The organism is Pseudomonas sp. P7779 (assembly GCF_013386315.1).
Classification (GTDB): Bacteria; Pseudomonadota; Gammaproteobacteria; order Pseudomonadales; family Pseudomonadaceae; genus Aquipseudomonas.
On record NZ_JACARZ010000091.1, the window covers coordinates 1 to 16,495 of the forward strand.

The following is a 16,495-nucleotide window of genomic DNA, read 5'->3' on the forward strand; positions in this document are numbered from 1 at the left end:
GCCCCGCCGCATCGCCTTACGCCCCGCCCCGGGCCGCGGTTGGCGAGAACCTGCCGGAGTTTTCCACCCTTAAGGTATTCACCGTCAACGGCCGGATCGGACGCCTGCGCTTCCTGGCGTGGACGCTGGTGCTGAGCGTGGTGATCCTCCTCGTCTCAAGCGTGTTCTTCACCGTCGGACTTGGTATCGCTGCGGTCTCTCCGACGATTGCCATGGTCATTGGCTTCCTGGTGGGGATTGCCATACTCGTGGCCGCTGTGTGGGTCAGCGTACAGATCACCGTGCAGCGCCTGCATGACCTGGGCTGGTCCGGCTGGCTGTGGTTCCTGCACCTGGTGCCCTTCGTTGGCAGCATCTTCCCGATCCTGCTGATGGTCCTCCCCGGTAACACGGGCGCAAACCAGTACGGCGCGCCACCACCGCGTAACTCCACTGCGGTGAAAATCCTCTCCGCATTGTGGCTCGCTTTCATTCCGCTGGTATTTGCCGGCGCGGTGTTGGTTGGCATGAGCGGCTACCTGGATCAACTGGAAAGCGATGTAGGTGGCAGCTACGAAAGCAGCTCCATCAACTCCGATGACGACAGCGACCAGGCCACCACCGTCGATGAAGTCGATGTGCAAAGTGCTGACGACACAGCCGAACCTGTAGACTCTACGCAACAGTGAAAAACGCCCGACGCCTGTGACGCCTCTGTCACAGGCCCGGTAGCGTTGCGATGGAGAAACGCATGACCCGTTACGCTCTGATCACCGGTGCCTCCAGCGGCATCGGCCTGGCCTTGGCCGAAGCACTGGCCCGTCGCGGCCGCAGCTTGATTCTGGTGGCCCGCCAGCGTGATCAGTTGGAAAGCATTGCAATCGAATTGACTCAGCGCTTCGGCGTCGAGGTGCTGTTCCGTGCCTGTGACCTGGGCGAGCCCCTGCGGCTCTCCGGGTTCCTGCTGGAACTGGAAGAAGGCGAGCGGCAGATCGACCTGCTGGTCAACTGCGCCGGCATCGGTACCAGCGGCCCGTTCCTGGCGCAGGACTGGATGACCGAGCAGGACCTGATGGAGGTCAACATCCTCGCCCTGACCCGCATGTGCCACGCACTCGGCAACGCCATGGCCCTGCACGGCGGCGGGCAGATTCTCAACGTCGCGTCGGTTGCCGCGTTCCAACCCGGCCCATGGATGAGCACTTACTACGCCAGCAAGGCCTACGTGCTGCACTTTTCCGAAGGCTTGCGCGAGGAACTGAAGACCTGCGGCATCAAGGTTTCCGTTCTTTGCCCCGGCCCGACCCGCACCGCATTCTTCGGCACCGCCCAAATGGACACCGCCAAGCTGGATCGCAGCCAACAGTTGATGAGCCCGGAAGAAGTCGCGCTCTACACCGTGCGTGCGCTGGCCAAGAACAAAGCCATCATCATTCCCGGCCGGCGTAATCGCTGGCTGGCGTTCAGCCCGCGCCTGAGCCCGCGCTGGCTGACCCGCAAGATCGCCGGCGCGATCAACAAGGCCTATTGCCCGCGCTGATCGCCTGAGTACACTCACCCTGCACTTTCAAAATGGAGAAACAGCTGTGGATACTCTGTTCACCAAGATCATCAACAGAGAAATACCCGCGAAGATCATCTACGAGGATGACCAGGTCCTGGCCTTCCACGACATCGCGCCAATGGCACCCGTGCATTTCCTGGTGATTCCGAAAAAGCCGATCCGCACCCTCAACGACCTCACCGAGGAAGACAAGGCGCTGGCCGGGCATATCCTGTTCACCGCCCAGCGCCTGGCGGTTGAGCAAGGCTGTGAGAAGGGCTTCCGTGTGGTGATGAACTGCAACGAAGATGGCGGACAGACCGTTTATCACATCCACATGCATGTTCTGGGTCAACGCCAGATGAACTGGCCGCCGGGCTGAGCACTACCTGTGGCGAGGGAGCTTGCTCCCGCTGGGCTGCGTAGCAGCCCCAAAAACGAGAGCGCTGCGCACTCCAGCGCGAGCAAGCTCCCTCGCCACACAAGCAATTTGACCCAGCGCAAACGCTTCCCCCTCTCTTGCGGTAAACTGGCCGCCGAGATTCTTCCCGGAGGTCAGCATGACTACCCAACGTCACTACTCGCCGATTGATCGTCTGTTGCTGCAAGCCGATACGGCCATGCGCACGCTGCTGCCATTCAGCGGCCAACCGCACCGCCCGTCGCCCGCCATCGTGCGGCCCGAAGCGCAGATGAGCGAGACCGACACCCGCCACGTCGCCGGCCTGATGCGTATCAACCATACCGGCGAGGTCTGTGCCCAGGCGCTGTACCAGGGCCAGGCCCTGACCGCCAAGCTGCCGCAAGTGCGCGCCGCGATGGAACATGCCGCCGAAGAAGAAATCGATCACCTGGCCTGGTGCGAACAACGCATTCGCCAGTTGAACAGCCATCCGAGCGTGCTGAACCCGCTGTTCTACGGCTTATCGTTTGGCATTGGTGCGGTGGCCGGGCTGATCAGCGACAAAGTCAGCCTGGGTTTTGTGGCCGCCACCGAGCATCAGGTGTGCAAACACCTCAATGAACACCTCGAGCAACTGCCGGCTGAAGACGAAAAGTCCCGGGCGATTCTTGAGCAGATGCGCATTGATGAAGAACATCACGCCGAAAGCGCGCTGGACGCGGGCGGCTTCCGCTTCCCGGCACCGGTGAAATTTGGCATGAGCCTGCTGGCCAAGGTCATGACCAAAAGCACGTACCGCATCTAGTTTCAGCAGAAAACAAAAAAGGGCGCTATCAAGCGCCCTTTCTTTTTGCCTGCCGATTGAAGAATCAGCCCAACTCAATGATCTCGTAATCATGAGTGATGGCAACGCCCGCAGCGCCCAGCATGATCGAGGCCGAGCAGTACTTCTCCGCCGACAACTCGATGGCCCGCTTGACCTGGGCTTCTTTCAACGCCCGGCCCTTGACGACAAAGTGCATGTGGATCCTGGTAAACACCTTCGGGTCTTCGGTGGCACGCTCGGCTTCCAGGAATGCTTCGCAGCTTTCCACCGCCTGGCGGGACTTCTTCAGGATGCTCACCACATCGAAATTGCTGCAACCGCCTACACCGAGCAGGAGCATTTCCATCGGGCGTACGCCCAGGTTGCGGCCACCGGCCTCCGGCGGGCCGTCCATGACCACCACGTGGCCACTGCCCGACTCACCGAGGAACATGGCTTCGCCCGCCCATTGGATGCGTGCCTTCATCGCCCAGACTCCACTGCTAAAAAAGGGTCGCCAGCTTAGCACAGCACTTTGGGCCGGCAGCGTTTCCCATGAAAGCGATCAACAGCAGGGTTTGCTGGGTAAATTCCCTAATGAAGTCAGAATGTGTCTGTTAAGCTGGCGCCAAATCAATGGCGCATTGCCATCCATTGGATGATGTAGCTTAGCCGTTGATCGCGCTGGATAAAAAAAACAAGCTCACCAACACCGTGCAGTCTTTTCGGGATACAACCATGGTTGCTATTACTCCCACACCCAAAATCAAGAACCTCGACAAACTGCTGATGCATTGTCAGCGCCGGCGTCATCCGGCCAAGCACAACATCATCTGCGCGGGCGAGCGCTCGGAATCCCTGTTCTTCATTATCAAAGGCTCGGTCACCATCCTGATCGAGGATGACGATGGTCGCGAAATGATCATCGCCTACCTCAATACCGGTGATTTCTTCGGTGAACTCGGGCTTTTCGAACAAGCCGGCAAGGAACAGCAACGCAGTGCCTGGGTGCGGGCCAAGGTCGAATGCGAAGTCGCCGAGATCAGCTATACGAAATTTCGCGAACTGGCCCAGCAGGATCCCGACATTCTGTACGCCCTGAGCGGCCAGATCGCACAGCGCCTGAGAGACACCACGCGCAAAGTCGGCGACCTGGCGTTCTTCGACGTCACCGGCCGGGTTGCCCGCTGCCTGCTGGAGTTGTGCAAGCAACCGGACGCCATGACCCATCCCGACGGGATGCAGATCAAGATCACCCGCCAGGAAATCGGGCGGATCGTCGGTTGCTCAAGGGAAATGGTTGGCCGTGTGCTCAAGGACCTGGAGGAACGCAACCTGGTGCATGTCAAAGGCAAGACCATGGTGGTCTTCGGTACGCGTTAAACCGGCAGGAAACTCGCAAGCATCTGACGGTACAACGTATCAAGCCGGGCAATCGCATCTGGCGCCGCAAAGGCTTCGTGCAGGGCGATGTGGCTTTCGGCGCGCACCCGTTGTTCCAGGCCGCACGCTTCATTGAAGCGATTGACCGCGGCGATCAATTCGACGCGATCGTCATCCAGCAGCAACGCACCATGCACCAACCCCACCGGGCGCCCGCCACTCTGGCGCCAGCGCTGGGCGGTACCGACCATTTTGCGACCATCAAGGTTGACGTTGTAGCGACCGTCGCAAAACGCACCGTCGATCTCGCCCACCGACGCGTTGCCACCCAACTCGATCAGCAGGTCGCAAATCGGCTGGCACAGACGCTGGTAGCCGGTTTCGATACGGCCCTGGTCACCTTCACTGCGTGGTGGCGCGTAGACCAACGCAATATTGACCGTGGCTGCCGACTGTGGAACCGGCTCACCGCCTGTTTCCCGCAGCAGCACCGGCCAACCGGCGTCTGCCGACACCTGGCTGGCGGTCTCGAATGCCGGAAGGCGGCTCAAACGACGAGGCATCACCAACGCTTGATCGCTGGGCTGCCAGAACAGCAGGCCGAACGGTTGCTCGCCGGCACAGACCGCGGCGAGCAAATCCTGCTCGGCCTTAAGGCCTGCCTCGACCGTCATCGCCACCGGCTGGGTCATCATCAATCCAGGGTCGAGCCACTGACGGCAACGCCACGCTCCGGGAAGAACAGGCGCTGCAATTCAGCCCCCGGGTTCTCGGCACGCATGAAGGTTTCGCCGACGAGGAACGAGTACACGCCGCTGATTTCCATCAGTTCCACATCGGCGCGATTGACGATGCCGCTTTCGGTGATCACCAACCGGTCGCGCGGGATGCGCGGCAACAGGTCGAGGGTGTTTTCCAGGCTGACTTCGAAGGTGTGCAGGTTGCGGTTGTTGACGCCCACCAACGGTGTGTCGAGGGTTTTCAACGCGCGTTCCAGTTCATCACCGTCGTGCACTTCCACCAGCACGTCGAGGCCGACGCTCTTGGCCACGGCCGCCAGTTCAGCCATTTTCACGTCATCCAGTGCGGAGACGATCAACAGCACGCAATCGGCGCCCAAGGCACGGGCTTCGACGATCTGGTAAGGGTCGACCATGAAGTCCTTGCGGATCACCGGCAGCGAACACGCCGCACGTGCTTGCTGCAGGTACAGGTCGGAACCCTGGAAATAGTCGATATCGGTCAACACCGAGAGGCACGTCGCGCCGCCCTTCTCGTAGCTTTTGGCGATGTCTTCAGGGATGAAGATCTCGCGAATCACGCCCTTGCTCGGCGAAGCCTTCTTGATTTCAGCGATAACGGCCGGCTGTTTTTCCTTGGCCTGCTTGATCAGCGCATTGGCGAACCCACGCGGTGCATCAGCGGTTTTCGCCAGGCCTTCCAGCTCAGCCAGGCTGACCCGGGCACGGCGCTCGGCGACTTCTTCTGCCTTGCGGGCCAGGATTTTTTCCAGAACGGTCGGAACACTCATCCTTCATTCTCCACTTTGAACACCGCAGTAAACGCACCCAGTTCTTCGAGCTTTTCGCGCGCCAGCCCGGTATGCAATGCATCATGAGCGAGGGCAACACCCTCTTTAAGACTGTAGGCGTGATCCGCGGCGTACAGCGCCGCACCGGCGTTGAGCACAATCATTTCTGCGGCTTTCTGGCCGTTTTCGGTCTTGCGGCGTCCCAGGGCATCGCGAATCAGTTCAAGGGAGGCGGCCGGGCTTTCTACCGCCAGGCCGTGCAGGCTCTGGCTTTTCATGCCGAGGTCTTCTGGCTCGACCCAATACTCGGTGACCTGGTCGTTCTTCAGCTCCGCCACGAAGGTCGGTGCTGCCAGGCTGAACTCGTCGAGGCCATCCTTGGAATGCACCACCAGCACGTGCTTGCTGCCCAGGCGCTGCAGGACTTCAGCCAATGGCCGGCACAGCGCCTGGCTGAACACGCCCACTACCTGATGCTTCACACCGGCCGGATTCGTAAGCGGGCCGAGCATGTTGAACAGGGTACGCAAGCCCAAGTCCTTGCGCGGGCCGGCGGCGTGTTTCATCGCGCCGTGATGGGACTGGGCAAACATGAAGCCGATGCCGACATGATCGATGCAGCGCGCCACTTGTACCGGGGTCAGGTTCAGGTAGATACCTGCTGCTTCCAGCAAATCGGCGCTGCCGCTTTTACCCGACACCGCGCGGTTACCATGCTTGGCCACGGTGCAGCCGGCAGCGGCCACCACAAAGGAAGAAGCCGTCGACACGTTGAAAATGTTCGCACCGTCGCCGCCGGTGCCGACCACGTCGACCACGCCGTCGAGGGTCTTGAGTTCAACCTTGTCGGCCAGCTCACGCATGACCGACACAGCGCCGACGATTTCGTCGATGCTCTCGCTCTTCATGCGCATGGCCATCATGAACGCGCCGATCTGCGCGTCGGTGCATTGACCGGTCATGATCTCGCGCATCACATCGCTCATTTCAGCGGTGCTCAGGTCCAGATGGCCGACGATACGGCTCAGGGCAGTCTTGATATCCATGAAAAGTCCTTAGCGCGTGCCGCCGCTCTGCTTGAGAAAGTTAGCGAACAGCTCGAAGCCCTGCTCGGTCAAAATCGATTCCGGGTGAAATTGCACCCCTTCGACGTTCAGTGTCTTGTGACGCAGGCCCATGATCTCGTCGACCGAGCCGTCTTCCAGCTGGGTCCAGGCCGTCAGCTCAAGGCACTCGGGCAGGGTTTCACGCTTGACCACCAGCGAGTGGTAGCGGGTTACCGTTACCGGCAGGTTCAAACCCTGGAATACGCCCTGGTCCTTGTGAAATACCGGGCTGGTCTTGCCGTGCATTACCTGGCGAGCGCGGACGACGTCGCCACCGAAGGCCTGGCCGATGGACTGATGGCCCAGGCACACGCCCAGGATCGGCAGCTTGCCGGCAAAGTATTGGATGGCTTCGAGGGAGATGCCCGCTTCGGTCGGCGTGCACGGGCCTGGGGAGACGACGATGCGTTCAGGGTTCAACGCGGCGATCTGGGCCACGGTCAATTCGTCGTTGCGCACCACCTTGACCTCGGCGCCGAGCTCGCCCAGGTACTGCACAACGTTGTAGGTAAAGGAGTCGTAGTTATCAATCATCAGCAACATGTGGGTTAAAACCTCTTGAATTCACTGACTTCTAATGACGGCCTTCCAAGGGAGTGACCCGCTGCCAGACGCACTTTCCGGTTGCCGGGGTTGGCCGGCAAGGGGCGTTTAACAGAGGGTGAAGAAGGCAAATCGGTACAGGTCCGGCGGGGCCGGTAGAGAAAAGTTAGGCGCGCCAACGCCAACGGGCGTGTGCCTTGACTACTCGCATCAAGAGTTTGCTGATGATCAACACGGGGAGGGTCTCATTCATACGTTCAGGCACAGTAACGTAGCCTCGCCAACGGTGCAATATCGAGCCGCAAATACGGGGGAAACTGCCCGACTGATAATTGGCGTCAAACTTTTCAGAACCCTTCCAAGGGCGCTACAGTCACAGTGCTGACAAAAAAACAAAATCATGGACGGACTCATGACCAAGATGCCCTATTTCACCCCCATCGTCGGCTGCCTCTTGGCGCTGGCATGCTCGCAAGCCTTCGCCGCGCCCTCGCCTTATTCGACGATGGTCGTTTTCGGTGACAGCCTGGCCGACGCCGGTACATTTGCCGACCCTGGCGCACCGGGCTCAACCTATCGCTTCACCAACCGCACCGGCCCGCAATACTTCGACGGCAGCGGCGAAAGCACATCGCTGATCTCCTCGACGTTATTGGGCGGCAAGCTGGGGGTTGCCCCGGGCGACCTGAATGCCTCGACCTCGCCGGAGCGCGCCGCGCTGGGCCAGCCAGACGGCAATAACTGGGCCGTCGGCGGCTACACCACCCAACAGATCTACGATGCCATCACCGGTAACTCCACCGTCACCGACAGCGACACCGGGCAGGTATTGCGTACACGTCCCGGATACCTGGCATCAACGGGGGGCCGAGCCGACCCCAACGCGTTGTACTTTCTCTCCGGCGGCGGCAATGACTTCCTCGACGGCCTGGTCCTCAGCCCCGACCAGGCCTCGGCCGCAGCCGGGCGCCTGGCCGACAGCGCCCAGGCGCTGCAACAGGCTGGCGCCCGTTATGTAATGGTATGGATGCTGCCGGACCTGGGCCTGACACCTGCCGTCAATGGCACCCCTCTCCAAGGGGCCGTCAGCACCCTGGCCGGCGCGTTCAACCAGACCCTGGTACAGCGCCTGTCGCAAATCGATGCGCAGATCATCCCGCTGAACATTCCGTTGCTGCTCAAGGAAACCTTTGCCGATCCCGGGCGTTTTGGTTTTGCCACCGACCAGAACCTCAACCAGACGTGCTTCAGTGGCACCACCTGCAGGAATCCGGTGTATGGCGTCGGCGGCACCAATCCGGACCCGACCAAGCTGATTTACAACGACACCGTGCACCCGACCGAGGCCGGCCAGGTACTGATCGCCGACTACGCGTATTCGCTGCTGGCAGCCCCCTGGGAAATCACCCTGCTTCCGGAAATGGCCCAAGGCACCTTGCGCGCCCATCAGGATTCATTGCGCAACCAATGGCAAGCCGACTCCCGTAGCTGGCAGGCCGTGGGCCAATGGCGGGCGATCGTCGACGCTGGCGGCCAGCACCTGGACTTCGATGATCAGAACAGCTCGGCCAGCGGTGACGGCAGCGGCTATAACCTGAACATCGGTGGCAGCTACAGGGTCAATGACGAGTGGCGCGTGGGTGTGGCAGCAGGCTTCTATCGCCAGAGTCTTGAGGCCGGCGCCAGCGATTCGGACTACAAGCTCAACAGCTACCTGGGCACCGCGTTCGCCCAGTATCAGGAAGATCACTGGTGGGCCGACGCCGCATTGACCGGCGGCAAACTGGACTTCGATAACCTCAAGCGCAAGTTCGCCCTGGGCATCAGCGAAGGCACCGAGAAAGGCGACACCGACGGCTGGCTATGGGCATTCAGCGCACGGGTTGGGTATGACATCGCCGAGCCGAACAGCGAATGGCACTTCTCACCCTTTATCAGCGCTGACTATTCGCGGGTCGAGGTGAATGGTTATTCGGAGAAAGATGCCCGTTCCACCGCACTGACCTTTGATGACCAACAGCGCGACTCCAAGCGTTTGGGAATCGGATTACAAGCCAACTACCGCTTCACCCCGCAAACCCTGGTGTTTGGCGAAGTGGCCCACGAGCACGAGTTTGAAAACGATACGCAGCGAGTGGGCATGTCCCTCAACAGCGTGCCGGGGATTGATTTCAAACTGGACGGCTACACGCCACGCAGCAATTCGGATCGCTTGAACCTGGGGATTACCCACAAGGTGACCAAGGACCTGGCGTTGAACGCGGCCTATAACGTGAGAAAGGATGACAACTTTACCCAGCAAGGGCTGAGTGTCGGGGTGAGTCTGGATTTCTGACTCGGACTTGAAACTGACAAATACCAAATGTGGGAGCGGGCTTGCTCGCGAAAGCGGTGCGACAGTCACCTTATATATCGACTGATACACCGCCTTCGCGAGCAAGCCCGCTCCCACATTTTTGATCTACGTCTGACTTCAGCCCTGCGGGGTCTGCTCAGCCAACGCCACCGCGCGGAACATCGCCCGGCGCTTGTTCAGCGTCTCTTCCCATTCCAGGGCCGGTACCGAGTCGGCCACGATCCCGCCGCCCGCCTGCACGTGCAGTTCGCCGTCCTTGATCACCGCCGTACGGATCGCGATCGCAGTGTCCATATTCCCGTTCCAGGCGAAATACCCCACCGCGCCGCCATACACACCACGCTTCACCGGCTCCAGTTCGTCGATGATTTCCATCGCGCGAATCTTCGGCGCGCCCGACAAGGTGCCCGCCGGCAGGATCGCCCGCAGTGCATCCATCGCCGTCAACCCGGCCTTCAGCTCGCCGGTGACGTTGGACACGATGTGCATCACGTTGGAGTAACGCTCGATCACCATCTTCTCGGTGAGTTTCACCGAACCGATTTCCGAGACACGCCCGGTGTCGTTGCGGCCCAGGTCGATCAGCATCAAGTGCTCGGCGATTTCCTTGTCGTCGCTCAACAGGTCCTGTTCCAGCGCCAGGTCCGCCTCTTCGGTCGCACCGCGAGGGCGCGTGCCGGCAATCGGGCGCACGGTGATCAGGTTGTCTTCGACCCGCACCAGCACTTCCGGCGAACTGCCCACGACGTGGAAGTCGCCAAAGTTGAAGAAGTACATGTACGGCGTCGGGTTGAAACAGCGCAGCGCCCGGTACAAATCAATCGGCGCGGCCTTGAAGTCGATGGACATGCGTTGCGACGGCACCACCTGCATGCAGTCACCGGCAAGGATATATTCCTTGATGGTATCGACCGCACGCTCGTAGTCATCCTGGGTAAAGCTGGAGCGGAACACCGGGTCAGCCGCCGGTGGACGGCTGAGGTCCAGGCCGCGACGCGGGGTGATCGGCTGGCGCAGTTTTTCCAGCAGCGCTTCCAGGCTCGCCTGGCCTTGCTCGAACGCATCGGCCTGGGAAGGATCCGCCAACACGATCGCGTGCATCTTGCCCGCGAGGTTGTCGAACACCACCACCGCGTCGGAAACCATCAGCAGAATGTCCGGCACACCCAACGGATCGGGGTTCGGGGATTTGCCCAGGCGTTTTTCCACGTAGCGCACGCAGTCGTAGCCGAAGTAACCCACCAGGCCGCCGTTGAAGCGCGGCAGGCCGGCGATGGTCGGCACGTTGTAGCGCGCCTTGAATTCCTCGACGAAGGCCAGCGGGTCTTCCACGTCATGGCTTTCGATCTCGACGCCGTCCAGGGTGATGCTCACATGGTGATCATGTACCCGCAGCACCGTGCGGCACGGCAGGCCGATGATCGAATAACGGCCCCACTTCTCGCCGCCCTGCACCGACTCCAGCAGATAGGAGTTGGGCTCGTCGGCCAGTTTCAGGTAGATCGACAGCGGGGTGTCGAAGTCGGCCAGGGTTTCGCAGGCCATGGGGATACGGTTGTAGCCGGCAGCGGCCAAACGCAGGAATTCTTCGCGGATCATGAGGTGCCTCGTGGCTTGAGGGTCTAACGGTCAGGTGTGCAAACGTGCCGCAGCGCGGCGAGGATCAGTCAGGCGCGCCAACGCCAGCGGGCCAGGGCCTTGATGACTTTCATCCAGAGTTTGCGAGTGACCACCACGATGGGATTTCCAGAAGGGGATGGAACAGCGTCGGGCAACGTTATCTCAGCGCCCGTTCCCAAGCAACCGGGGATTAACAGGCGCAGGTCATCAATCACCAGCGCCGGGGATTCTTCGGCAATCGGCCGGCCATGGTTGTAGCCGTAACTCAAGGCCACACACTTGACCCCCGCCGCTTTCGCCGCCAGCACATCACTGCGCGAATCGCCGACAAACAGCGATTGGGACGCCGGGATATTGGCCATTTTCATCACGAAGAACAGCGCGGCCGGGTCGGGCTTCTTCTGCGGCAAGGTATCGCCGCCGATGATCCAGCGGAAATACCGGCCGATCTTCATCTGGTCCAACAGCGGTGCGACGAAACGCTCCGGCTTGTTGGTGATCAGGGCCATTTCCACGCCCTGCTTGTGCAGCCATTTCAGGGTGTCGCGCACGCCGGGATAAACCACGGTCAGTTCGTGGCCGTTTTCGTAGGCCACGTTGAACAGCCCAAGCGCATGCTCGGCTTCCACATCATCGACACCCTCGGCCTCGATGTTGTTGGCCAAGGCCCGACGCACCAGCATCTGCGCGCCATTGCCGACCCACTCGCGCACCGACTCGATACCCGCCGGCTTGCGCCCCAGCTTGAGCAGCATCTGGTCCACCGCCGCGGCCAGGTCCGGCACTGAATCGATCAACGTACCGTCCAGATCGAACATCACCAGCCGTGGCAGTTTGCCGGGGAACAGTTGCTCAAAGCCACTCATGGACGCGCCAGCGCCAGTTCTGCACGCATCTTGGCGATCACTTCCTGATAGTCCGGGGCATTGAAGATTGCCGAACCGGCCACAAAGGTGTCGGCACCGGCCGCGGCGATTTCGCGGATGTTGTTGACGTTGACGCCACCGTCGATCTCCAGGCGGATATCACGGCCCGACGCATCGATCAGCGCCCGCGCTTCACGCAGTTTGTTGAGGGTGCCGGGGATGAACTTCTGCCCGCCGAAGCCCGGGTTGACGCTCATCAGCAACACCATGTCGACTTTGTCCATCACGTACTCAAGCACGCTCAGCGGAGTGGCCGGGTTGAACACCAGGCCCGCCTTGCAACCGCCCTCGCGGATCAGTTGCAGGGTGCGGTCCACGTGCAACGTGGCTTCCGGGTGGAAGGTGATGTAGGTCGCACCGGCTTCGATGAAGTCACCGACGATGCGGTCCACCGGGCTGACCATCAAGTGCGCATCGATAGGCGCGGTCACGCCGTATTTACGCAGGGCGGCGCAGACCATCGGACCAATGGTCAGGTTCGGCACATAGTGGTTGTCCATGACATCGAAGTGAACGAAGTCGGCACCGGCGGCCAACACCTTGTCCACTTCCTCGCCCAGGCGGGCGAAGTCGGCGGAGAGAATCGATGGAGCAATGACGAAGGGCTGCATGACGCACCTTTTTGAGCTAAATCACGATGGCGCGCATTGTATACCTCATGCTTTGCCGCGCGCACCGTGACCTCGCTCAATGGTTAATAAGCTGCCCGGTAGATTTTCTCGATATCAGCGGCGCTGAGCTTGCGCGGATTGTTGCGCATCAGCCGCTCGATCCCCGCCGCTTCTACCGCCATGGCCGGGATCGCATCTTCAGGCACACCGAAGCTGCGCAGGCCGGACGGAATCTCGACTGCGGCACACAGTCGCGTCATCGCATCGACGGCCTGGTCGGCGGCATCCACCGCACTCAAACCCGTGATATTCACGCCCATGGCCTCGGCAATCTCCTGCATGCGCTCCACACACGCCAGCTTGTTCCAGTGCATCACGTAGGGCAGCAGCAAGGCATTGCTTACGCCGTGGGCGATATTGAAACGCCCGCCCAACGGGTAGGCCAACGCATGCACCGCGCCCACGCCGGCATTCCCGAACGCCATCCCGGCCATCAGGCTGGCGGTGGCCATGTCGTCCCGGGCCTCAAGGTTGGCGGGGTTGGCGTAGGCCTTGGGCAACGCCTTGGCAATCAGTTTGATCGCCCCGATGGCCAGTGCATCGGTGATCGGCGATGCATTCAGCGACAGGTAGGATTCGATGGCGTGCACCAATGCGTCCACCCCACTGGCGGCGGTGACGCTGCGCGGGCAAGTCAGGGTCATCTGCGGGCTGATCAGGGCCACGTCCGGCAGCAGGTAATCGCTGACGATGCCTTTTTTCAGTTGCGCGACCTTGTCCGACAGAATCGCCACGTTGGTCACCTCCGAACCGGTGCCGGCCGTGGTGGGAATCGCGATCAGCGGCGGGCCTTTGCGCGGCACCTGGTCCACGCCGAACAGGTCGGCCAGGGCGCCATGGTAACCGGCGTAGGCCGCCACGCTCTTGGCGATGTCGATGGCACTGCCGCCGCCGACGCCGATCAGGCCGTCATGCCCGCCTTCGCGGTAGACGCGCATGCAGTCCTCGACGATGGCGATTTCCGGGTCGGGCAGCACGCGGTCGAAAATCTCGTAGGTCCGTTCGCCCAGGTGTTCCAGCGCCAGCGCCACGGTGCCGGACTTGACCAGTGCCGCATCGGTGACAATCAGCGGGTTGTCGACATCCAGCCGCGTCAGCTCGGCGGCCAGTTGCTCGATGGCGCCTGGGCCGGTGAGCAGTTTGTGGGCGATCTTGAATGAGGAAGTACTCATGTGCGCGGCCTCTTATCAGTTATGGGCTGGCACAAGATTAGCTGACTTGGGCTGGTTGTCTTGCATTCAGCTACTGAATAGACACAAACCCAATGTGGGAGCGGGCTTGCTCGCGAAGGCGGTAGGCCAGTCGATATCTCTGTTGACTGACACACCGCCTTCGCGAGCAAGCCCGCTCCCACATTTTGATCTCTGTTTGGCTTTAGACCTGGGCCGTACGCAGTTTCTCGCTGCGCCCGCGCAGCCATTCCAGGGTCAGCAACAGCACCACCGAGAAGGCGATCAGCAAGGTCGCCGCCGCCGCAATCGTCGGGCTGAGGTTTTCACGGATGCCGCTGAACATCTGCCGTGGCAAGGTTGCCTGCTCGGGCCCGGCGAGGAACAGCGTCACTACCACTTCATCGAACGAGGTGGCAAAGGCGAACAGCGCCCCGGAGATCACCCCCGGGGCAATCAATGGCAAGGTCACCCGACGAAACGCCGTCAGCGGTGACGCGCCCAGGCTGGCCGCCGCCCGCACCAGGTTATGGTTGAACCCCTGCAAGGTCGCCGACACGGTGATGATCACAAACGGCACGCCCAGCACCGCGTGCACCACGATCAGCGAGAAGAAGCTGTTGCCCAGGCCCAGCGGCGCGAAGAACAGGTAACTGGCCACACCGATAATCACCACGGGCACTACCATCGGCGAAATCACCAGGGCCATCACCAGCGCCTTGCCGGGAAAGTGCCCCCGGGTCAGGCCAATCGCCGCCAGCGTGCCGAACACCATCGCCAGCACTGTAGCCGCCGGAGCCACGATGATGCTGTTCTTCAGGGCGCGCATCCATTCCGCCGAACCGAAGAAATCCTGGTACCAGTGCAGCGAGAAACCTTGCAGCGGGTAGACCAGGAAACTTCCACTGTTGAACGACAGCGGGATGATCACCAGCACCGGCAAGATCAGGAACAACAGGATCAGGCCGCAGAGGATCCGCAAGCTGTAGAACCAGACCCGTTCCACGGGCGACATATAAGGGCTCAGCATCGCAACGGTCTCCTTAGCTCAGGCGCAGGCGGCTGGCGCCCACCAGCCAGTTGTAGATCAGGTACAGCACCACGGTGGCCAGCAGCAACAAGCCGCCCAAGGCCGTGGCCATGCCCCAGTTGATGCTGGTGTTGGTGTAGAAGGCCACGAAGTAGCTGACCATCTGGTCGTTCGGGCTGCCCAGCAAGGCCGGGGTGATGTAGTAGCCAATCGCCAAAATAAACACCAACAAGCAGCCGGCACCAACGCCTGCGTAGGTCTGCGGGAAGTACACGCGCCAGAAGCTGGCGAATGGGTGGCAGCCCAGGGAGATTGCCGCCCGCATGTAGGTGGGCGAGATGCCTTTCATCACGCTGTAGATCGGCAAGATCATGAAGGGCAGCAGGATGTGCACCATGGAGATGTAGACCCCCAGCCGGTTGAACACCAACTCGACGGGTTTATCGATCAGCCCCATGCCCATCAGCGCGCTGTTGATCAAGCCGCCGGACTGCAGCAACACGATCCAGGCCGCCACGCGCACCAGCACCGAGGTCCAGAACGGCAGCAGCACCAGGATCATCAGCAGGTTGCTTTGCCGCGCCGGCAAGTTGGCCAGCAGGTAAGCCAACGGATAGGCCAGCAGCAGGCAGCACACGGTGATGACCAGGCCCATCCAGAACGTACGGGCGAAGATATCGAGGTAGATCGCCTGGTCCGGGGTGGCCGGGGCGATTTCGCCGAGGTCGTCGATGCGGTGATCGACGGCGGCCAGCAAGTAGTATGGCGTGAGGCTGCTGGTGTTGCGCCGGATCGCCTGCCAGTACGCCGGGTCGCCCCAGCGTTCGTCGAGGTTTTCCAGCGCTTCTTTATAGGAGGCAGGCGCTTCGGTGAACGGCAGCGCCCGCGCGGTTTTTGTCAGCAGGCTGCGATAGCCCGCCAGCTCCATGTTCAAGCGTTTGGAGAGGTCGCCCAGGGTCGAGTTTTTCCGGGCTTCGCCCAGGTCCTCGCTGATGGCTTGATACACCGGCTCGCCCGGCAAGCCACGACCGTCCCAGGCCGTCACCGCCACCACCGTGCGCGACAGGCCGCCCACCACTTCCGGGTTGCCGACGCTTTTGTAGAGCAGCGCCACAATCGGTACCAGGAACACCAGCAGCAAAAACAACACCAATGGCGCGATCAGGGCCTGGGCCTTCCAGCGGTTGAGCCGCTCGGCACGCGCCAGGCGCTGTTTCAGGGTGGGGCTGGGAGTGGCGAGGGCCATGGCGAACTCCGGATCGTAAAAAAGAATGCAGACCTGTGAAGGCCCACACCTGTGGCGAGGGGGCTTGTCCCCCGTTGGGCTGCGCAGCAGCCCCAGTAAAGCCACTGTGGTTTATTAGACTGACCGCGGTGGCTGGTTTTGGGGCCGCTTCGCAGCCCAACGGGTGACAAGCCCACTCGCTACA

Annotated in this window: 17 protein-coding genes; 6 read left to right on the forward strand and 11 right to left on the reverse strand. The window is 61.3% G+C overall.

From position 1 onward, the window contains the following. The 4 genes from HX869_RS24915 to coq7 all read left to right on the forward strand — a co-directional run. On the forward strand, nucleotides 1-668 hold a 668-nt coding region (locus tag HX869_RS24915), incomplete at its 5' end, for a DUF805 domain-containing protein (RefSeq protein ID WP_178903799.1). Nucleotides 669-730: 62 nt separating this feature from the next. Continuing rightward, nucleotides 731-1,519 carry an SDR family oxidoreductase gene (locus tag HX869_RS24920; protein WP_010167219.1) on the forward strand — a complete coding sequence of 263 codons (789 nt, stop codon included), beginning with the start codon at nucleotides 731-733 and terminating at the stop codon, nucleotides 1,517-1,519. A gap of 46 nt (nucleotides 1,520-1,565) precedes the next feature. Next, on the forward strand, nucleotides 1,566-1,904 hold the full coding sequence (locus HX869_RS24925; protein ID WP_003210943.1) for a histidine triad nucleotide-binding protein: 339 nt from the start codon (nucleotides 1,566-1,568) through the stop codon (nucleotides 1,902-1,904). 178 nt (nucleotides 1,905-2,082) lie between these two features. Then, a complete protein-coding gene (gene coq7, locus HX869_RS24930; protein WP_003210945.1) occupies nucleotides 2,083-2,730 on the forward strand; it encodes a 2-polyprenyl-3-methyl-6-methoxy-1,4-benzoquinone monooxygenase in 648 nt (215 codons plus the stop codon). A gap of 64 nt (nucleotides 2,731-2,794) precedes the next feature. On the opposite strand, the gene HX869_RS24935 is transcribed toward coq7, so the two are convergent. Then, nucleotides 2,795-3,217 (reverse strand): OsmC family protein, encoded by a 423-nt coding sequence (locus tag HX869_RS24935; RefSeq protein ID WP_003210947.1) that lies wholly within the window; start codon nucleotides 3,215-3,217, stop codon nucleotides 2,795-2,797. A gap of 251 nt (nucleotides 3,218-3,468) precedes the next feature. On the opposite strand from HX869_RS24935, the gene crp reads away from it, so the two are divergent. Continuing rightward, a complete protein-coding gene (gene crp / locus HX869_RS24940) occupies nucleotides 3,469-4,113 on the forward strand; it encodes a cAMP-activated global transcriptional regulator CRP (RefSeq protein WP_003210949.1) in 645 nt (214 codons plus the stop codon). Here the strand turns inward: crp and HX869_RS24945 are convergent. Genes HX869_RS24945 through HX869_RS24960 form a run of 4 tightly spaced genes read right to left on the reverse strand, consistent with a single transcriptional unit; the run spans nucleotide 4,110 to nucleotide 7,293 of the window. Then, nucleotides 4,110-4,805 carry a lipoate--protein ligase family protein gene (locus tag HX869_RS24945; protein WP_093204494.1) on the reverse strand — a complete coding sequence of 232 codons (696 nt, stop codon included), beginning with the start codon at nucleotides 4,803-4,805 and terminating at the stop codon, nucleotides 4,110-4,112. The two genes, crp and HX869_RS24945, sit on opposite strands and share 4 nt — an antisense overlap. Before the next feature lie 2 nt (nucleotides 4,806-4,807). Continuing rightward, nucleotides 4,808-5,644, reverse strand: a complete 837-nt coding sequence (gene trpC, locus HX869_RS24950; RefSeq protein WP_102606385.1) for an indole-3-glycerol phosphate synthase TrpC — start codon at nucleotides 5,642-5,644, stop codon at nucleotides 4,808-4,810. Then, nucleotides 5,641-6,690 carry an anthranilate phosphoribosyltransferase gene (gene trpD / locus HX869_RS24955; protein ID WP_003210955.1) on the reverse strand — a complete coding sequence of 350 codons (1,050 nt, stop codon included), beginning with the start codon at nucleotides 6,688-6,690 and terminating at the stop codon, nucleotides 5,641-5,643. The genes trpC and trpD overlap by 4 nt, the downstream gene beginning before the upstream one ends. Nucleotides 6,691-6,699: 9 nt before the next feature. Beyond that, nucleotides 6,700-7,293, reverse strand: coding sequence for an aminodeoxychorismate/anthranilate synthase component II (locus tag HX869_RS24960; RefSeq protein WP_003210957.1), 594 nt, complete (start codon nucleotides 7,291-7,293; stop codon nucleotides 6,700-6,702). Between the two features lie 412 nt (nucleotides 7,294-7,705). On the opposite strand from HX869_RS24960, the gene estP reads away from it, so the two are divergent. Further along, nucleotides 7,706-9,628, forward strand: a complete 1,923-nt coding sequence (estP, locus tag HX869_RS24965; protein ID WP_178903800.1) for an esterase EstP — start codon at nucleotides 7,706-7,708, stop codon at nucleotides 9,626-9,628. A gap of 138 nt (nucleotides 9,629-9,766) precedes the next feature. Here estP and trpE read toward each other — a convergent pair whose 3' ends face one another. From trpE to HX869_RS24995, 6 genes are all read right to left on the reverse strand, one after another. Beyond that, on the reverse strand, nucleotides 9,767-11,248 hold the full coding sequence (gene trpE, locus HX869_RS24970) for an anthranilate synthase component I (protein WP_087694720.1): 1,482 nt from the start codon (nucleotides 11,246-11,248) through the stop codon (nucleotides 9,767-9,769). Between the two features lie 68 nt (nucleotides 11,249-11,316). Beyond that, entirely contained in the window at nucleotides 11,317-12,135 is an 819-nt protein-coding gene (locus HX869_RS24975) for a phosphoglycolate phosphatase (RefSeq protein ID WP_178903801.1), read from the reverse strand. Beyond that, nucleotides 12,132-12,806, reverse strand: a complete 675-nt coding sequence (gene rpe / locus HX869_RS24980; protein WP_003210966.1) for a ribulose-phosphate 3-epimerase — start codon at nucleotides 12,804-12,806, stop codon at nucleotides 12,132-12,134. Before rpe ends, HX869_RS24975 begins: the two co-directional genes overlap by 4 nt. Nucleotides 12,807-12,889: 83 nt before the next feature. Beyond that, nucleotides 12,890-14,038 (reverse strand): iron-containing alcohol dehydrogenase, encoded by a 1,149-nt coding sequence (locus tag HX869_RS24985; protein WP_003210968.1) that lies wholly within the window; start codon nucleotides 14,036-14,038, stop codon nucleotides 12,890-12,892. A gap of 202 nt (nucleotides 14,039-14,240) precedes the next feature. Beyond that, a complete protein-coding gene (locus HX869_RS24990) occupies nucleotides 14,241-15,065 on the reverse strand; it encodes an ABC transporter permease (protein ID WP_003210970.1) in 825 nt (274 codons plus the stop codon). Nucleotides 15,066-15,078: 13 nt separating this feature from the next. Then, nucleotides 15,079-16,311, reverse strand: a complete 1,233-nt coding sequence (locus HX869_RS24995; RefSeq protein WP_178903802.1) for an ABC transporter permease — start codon at nucleotides 16,309-16,311, stop codon at nucleotides 15,079-15,081. Between the last annotated feature and the right edge of the window lie 184 nt (nucleotides 16,312-16,495).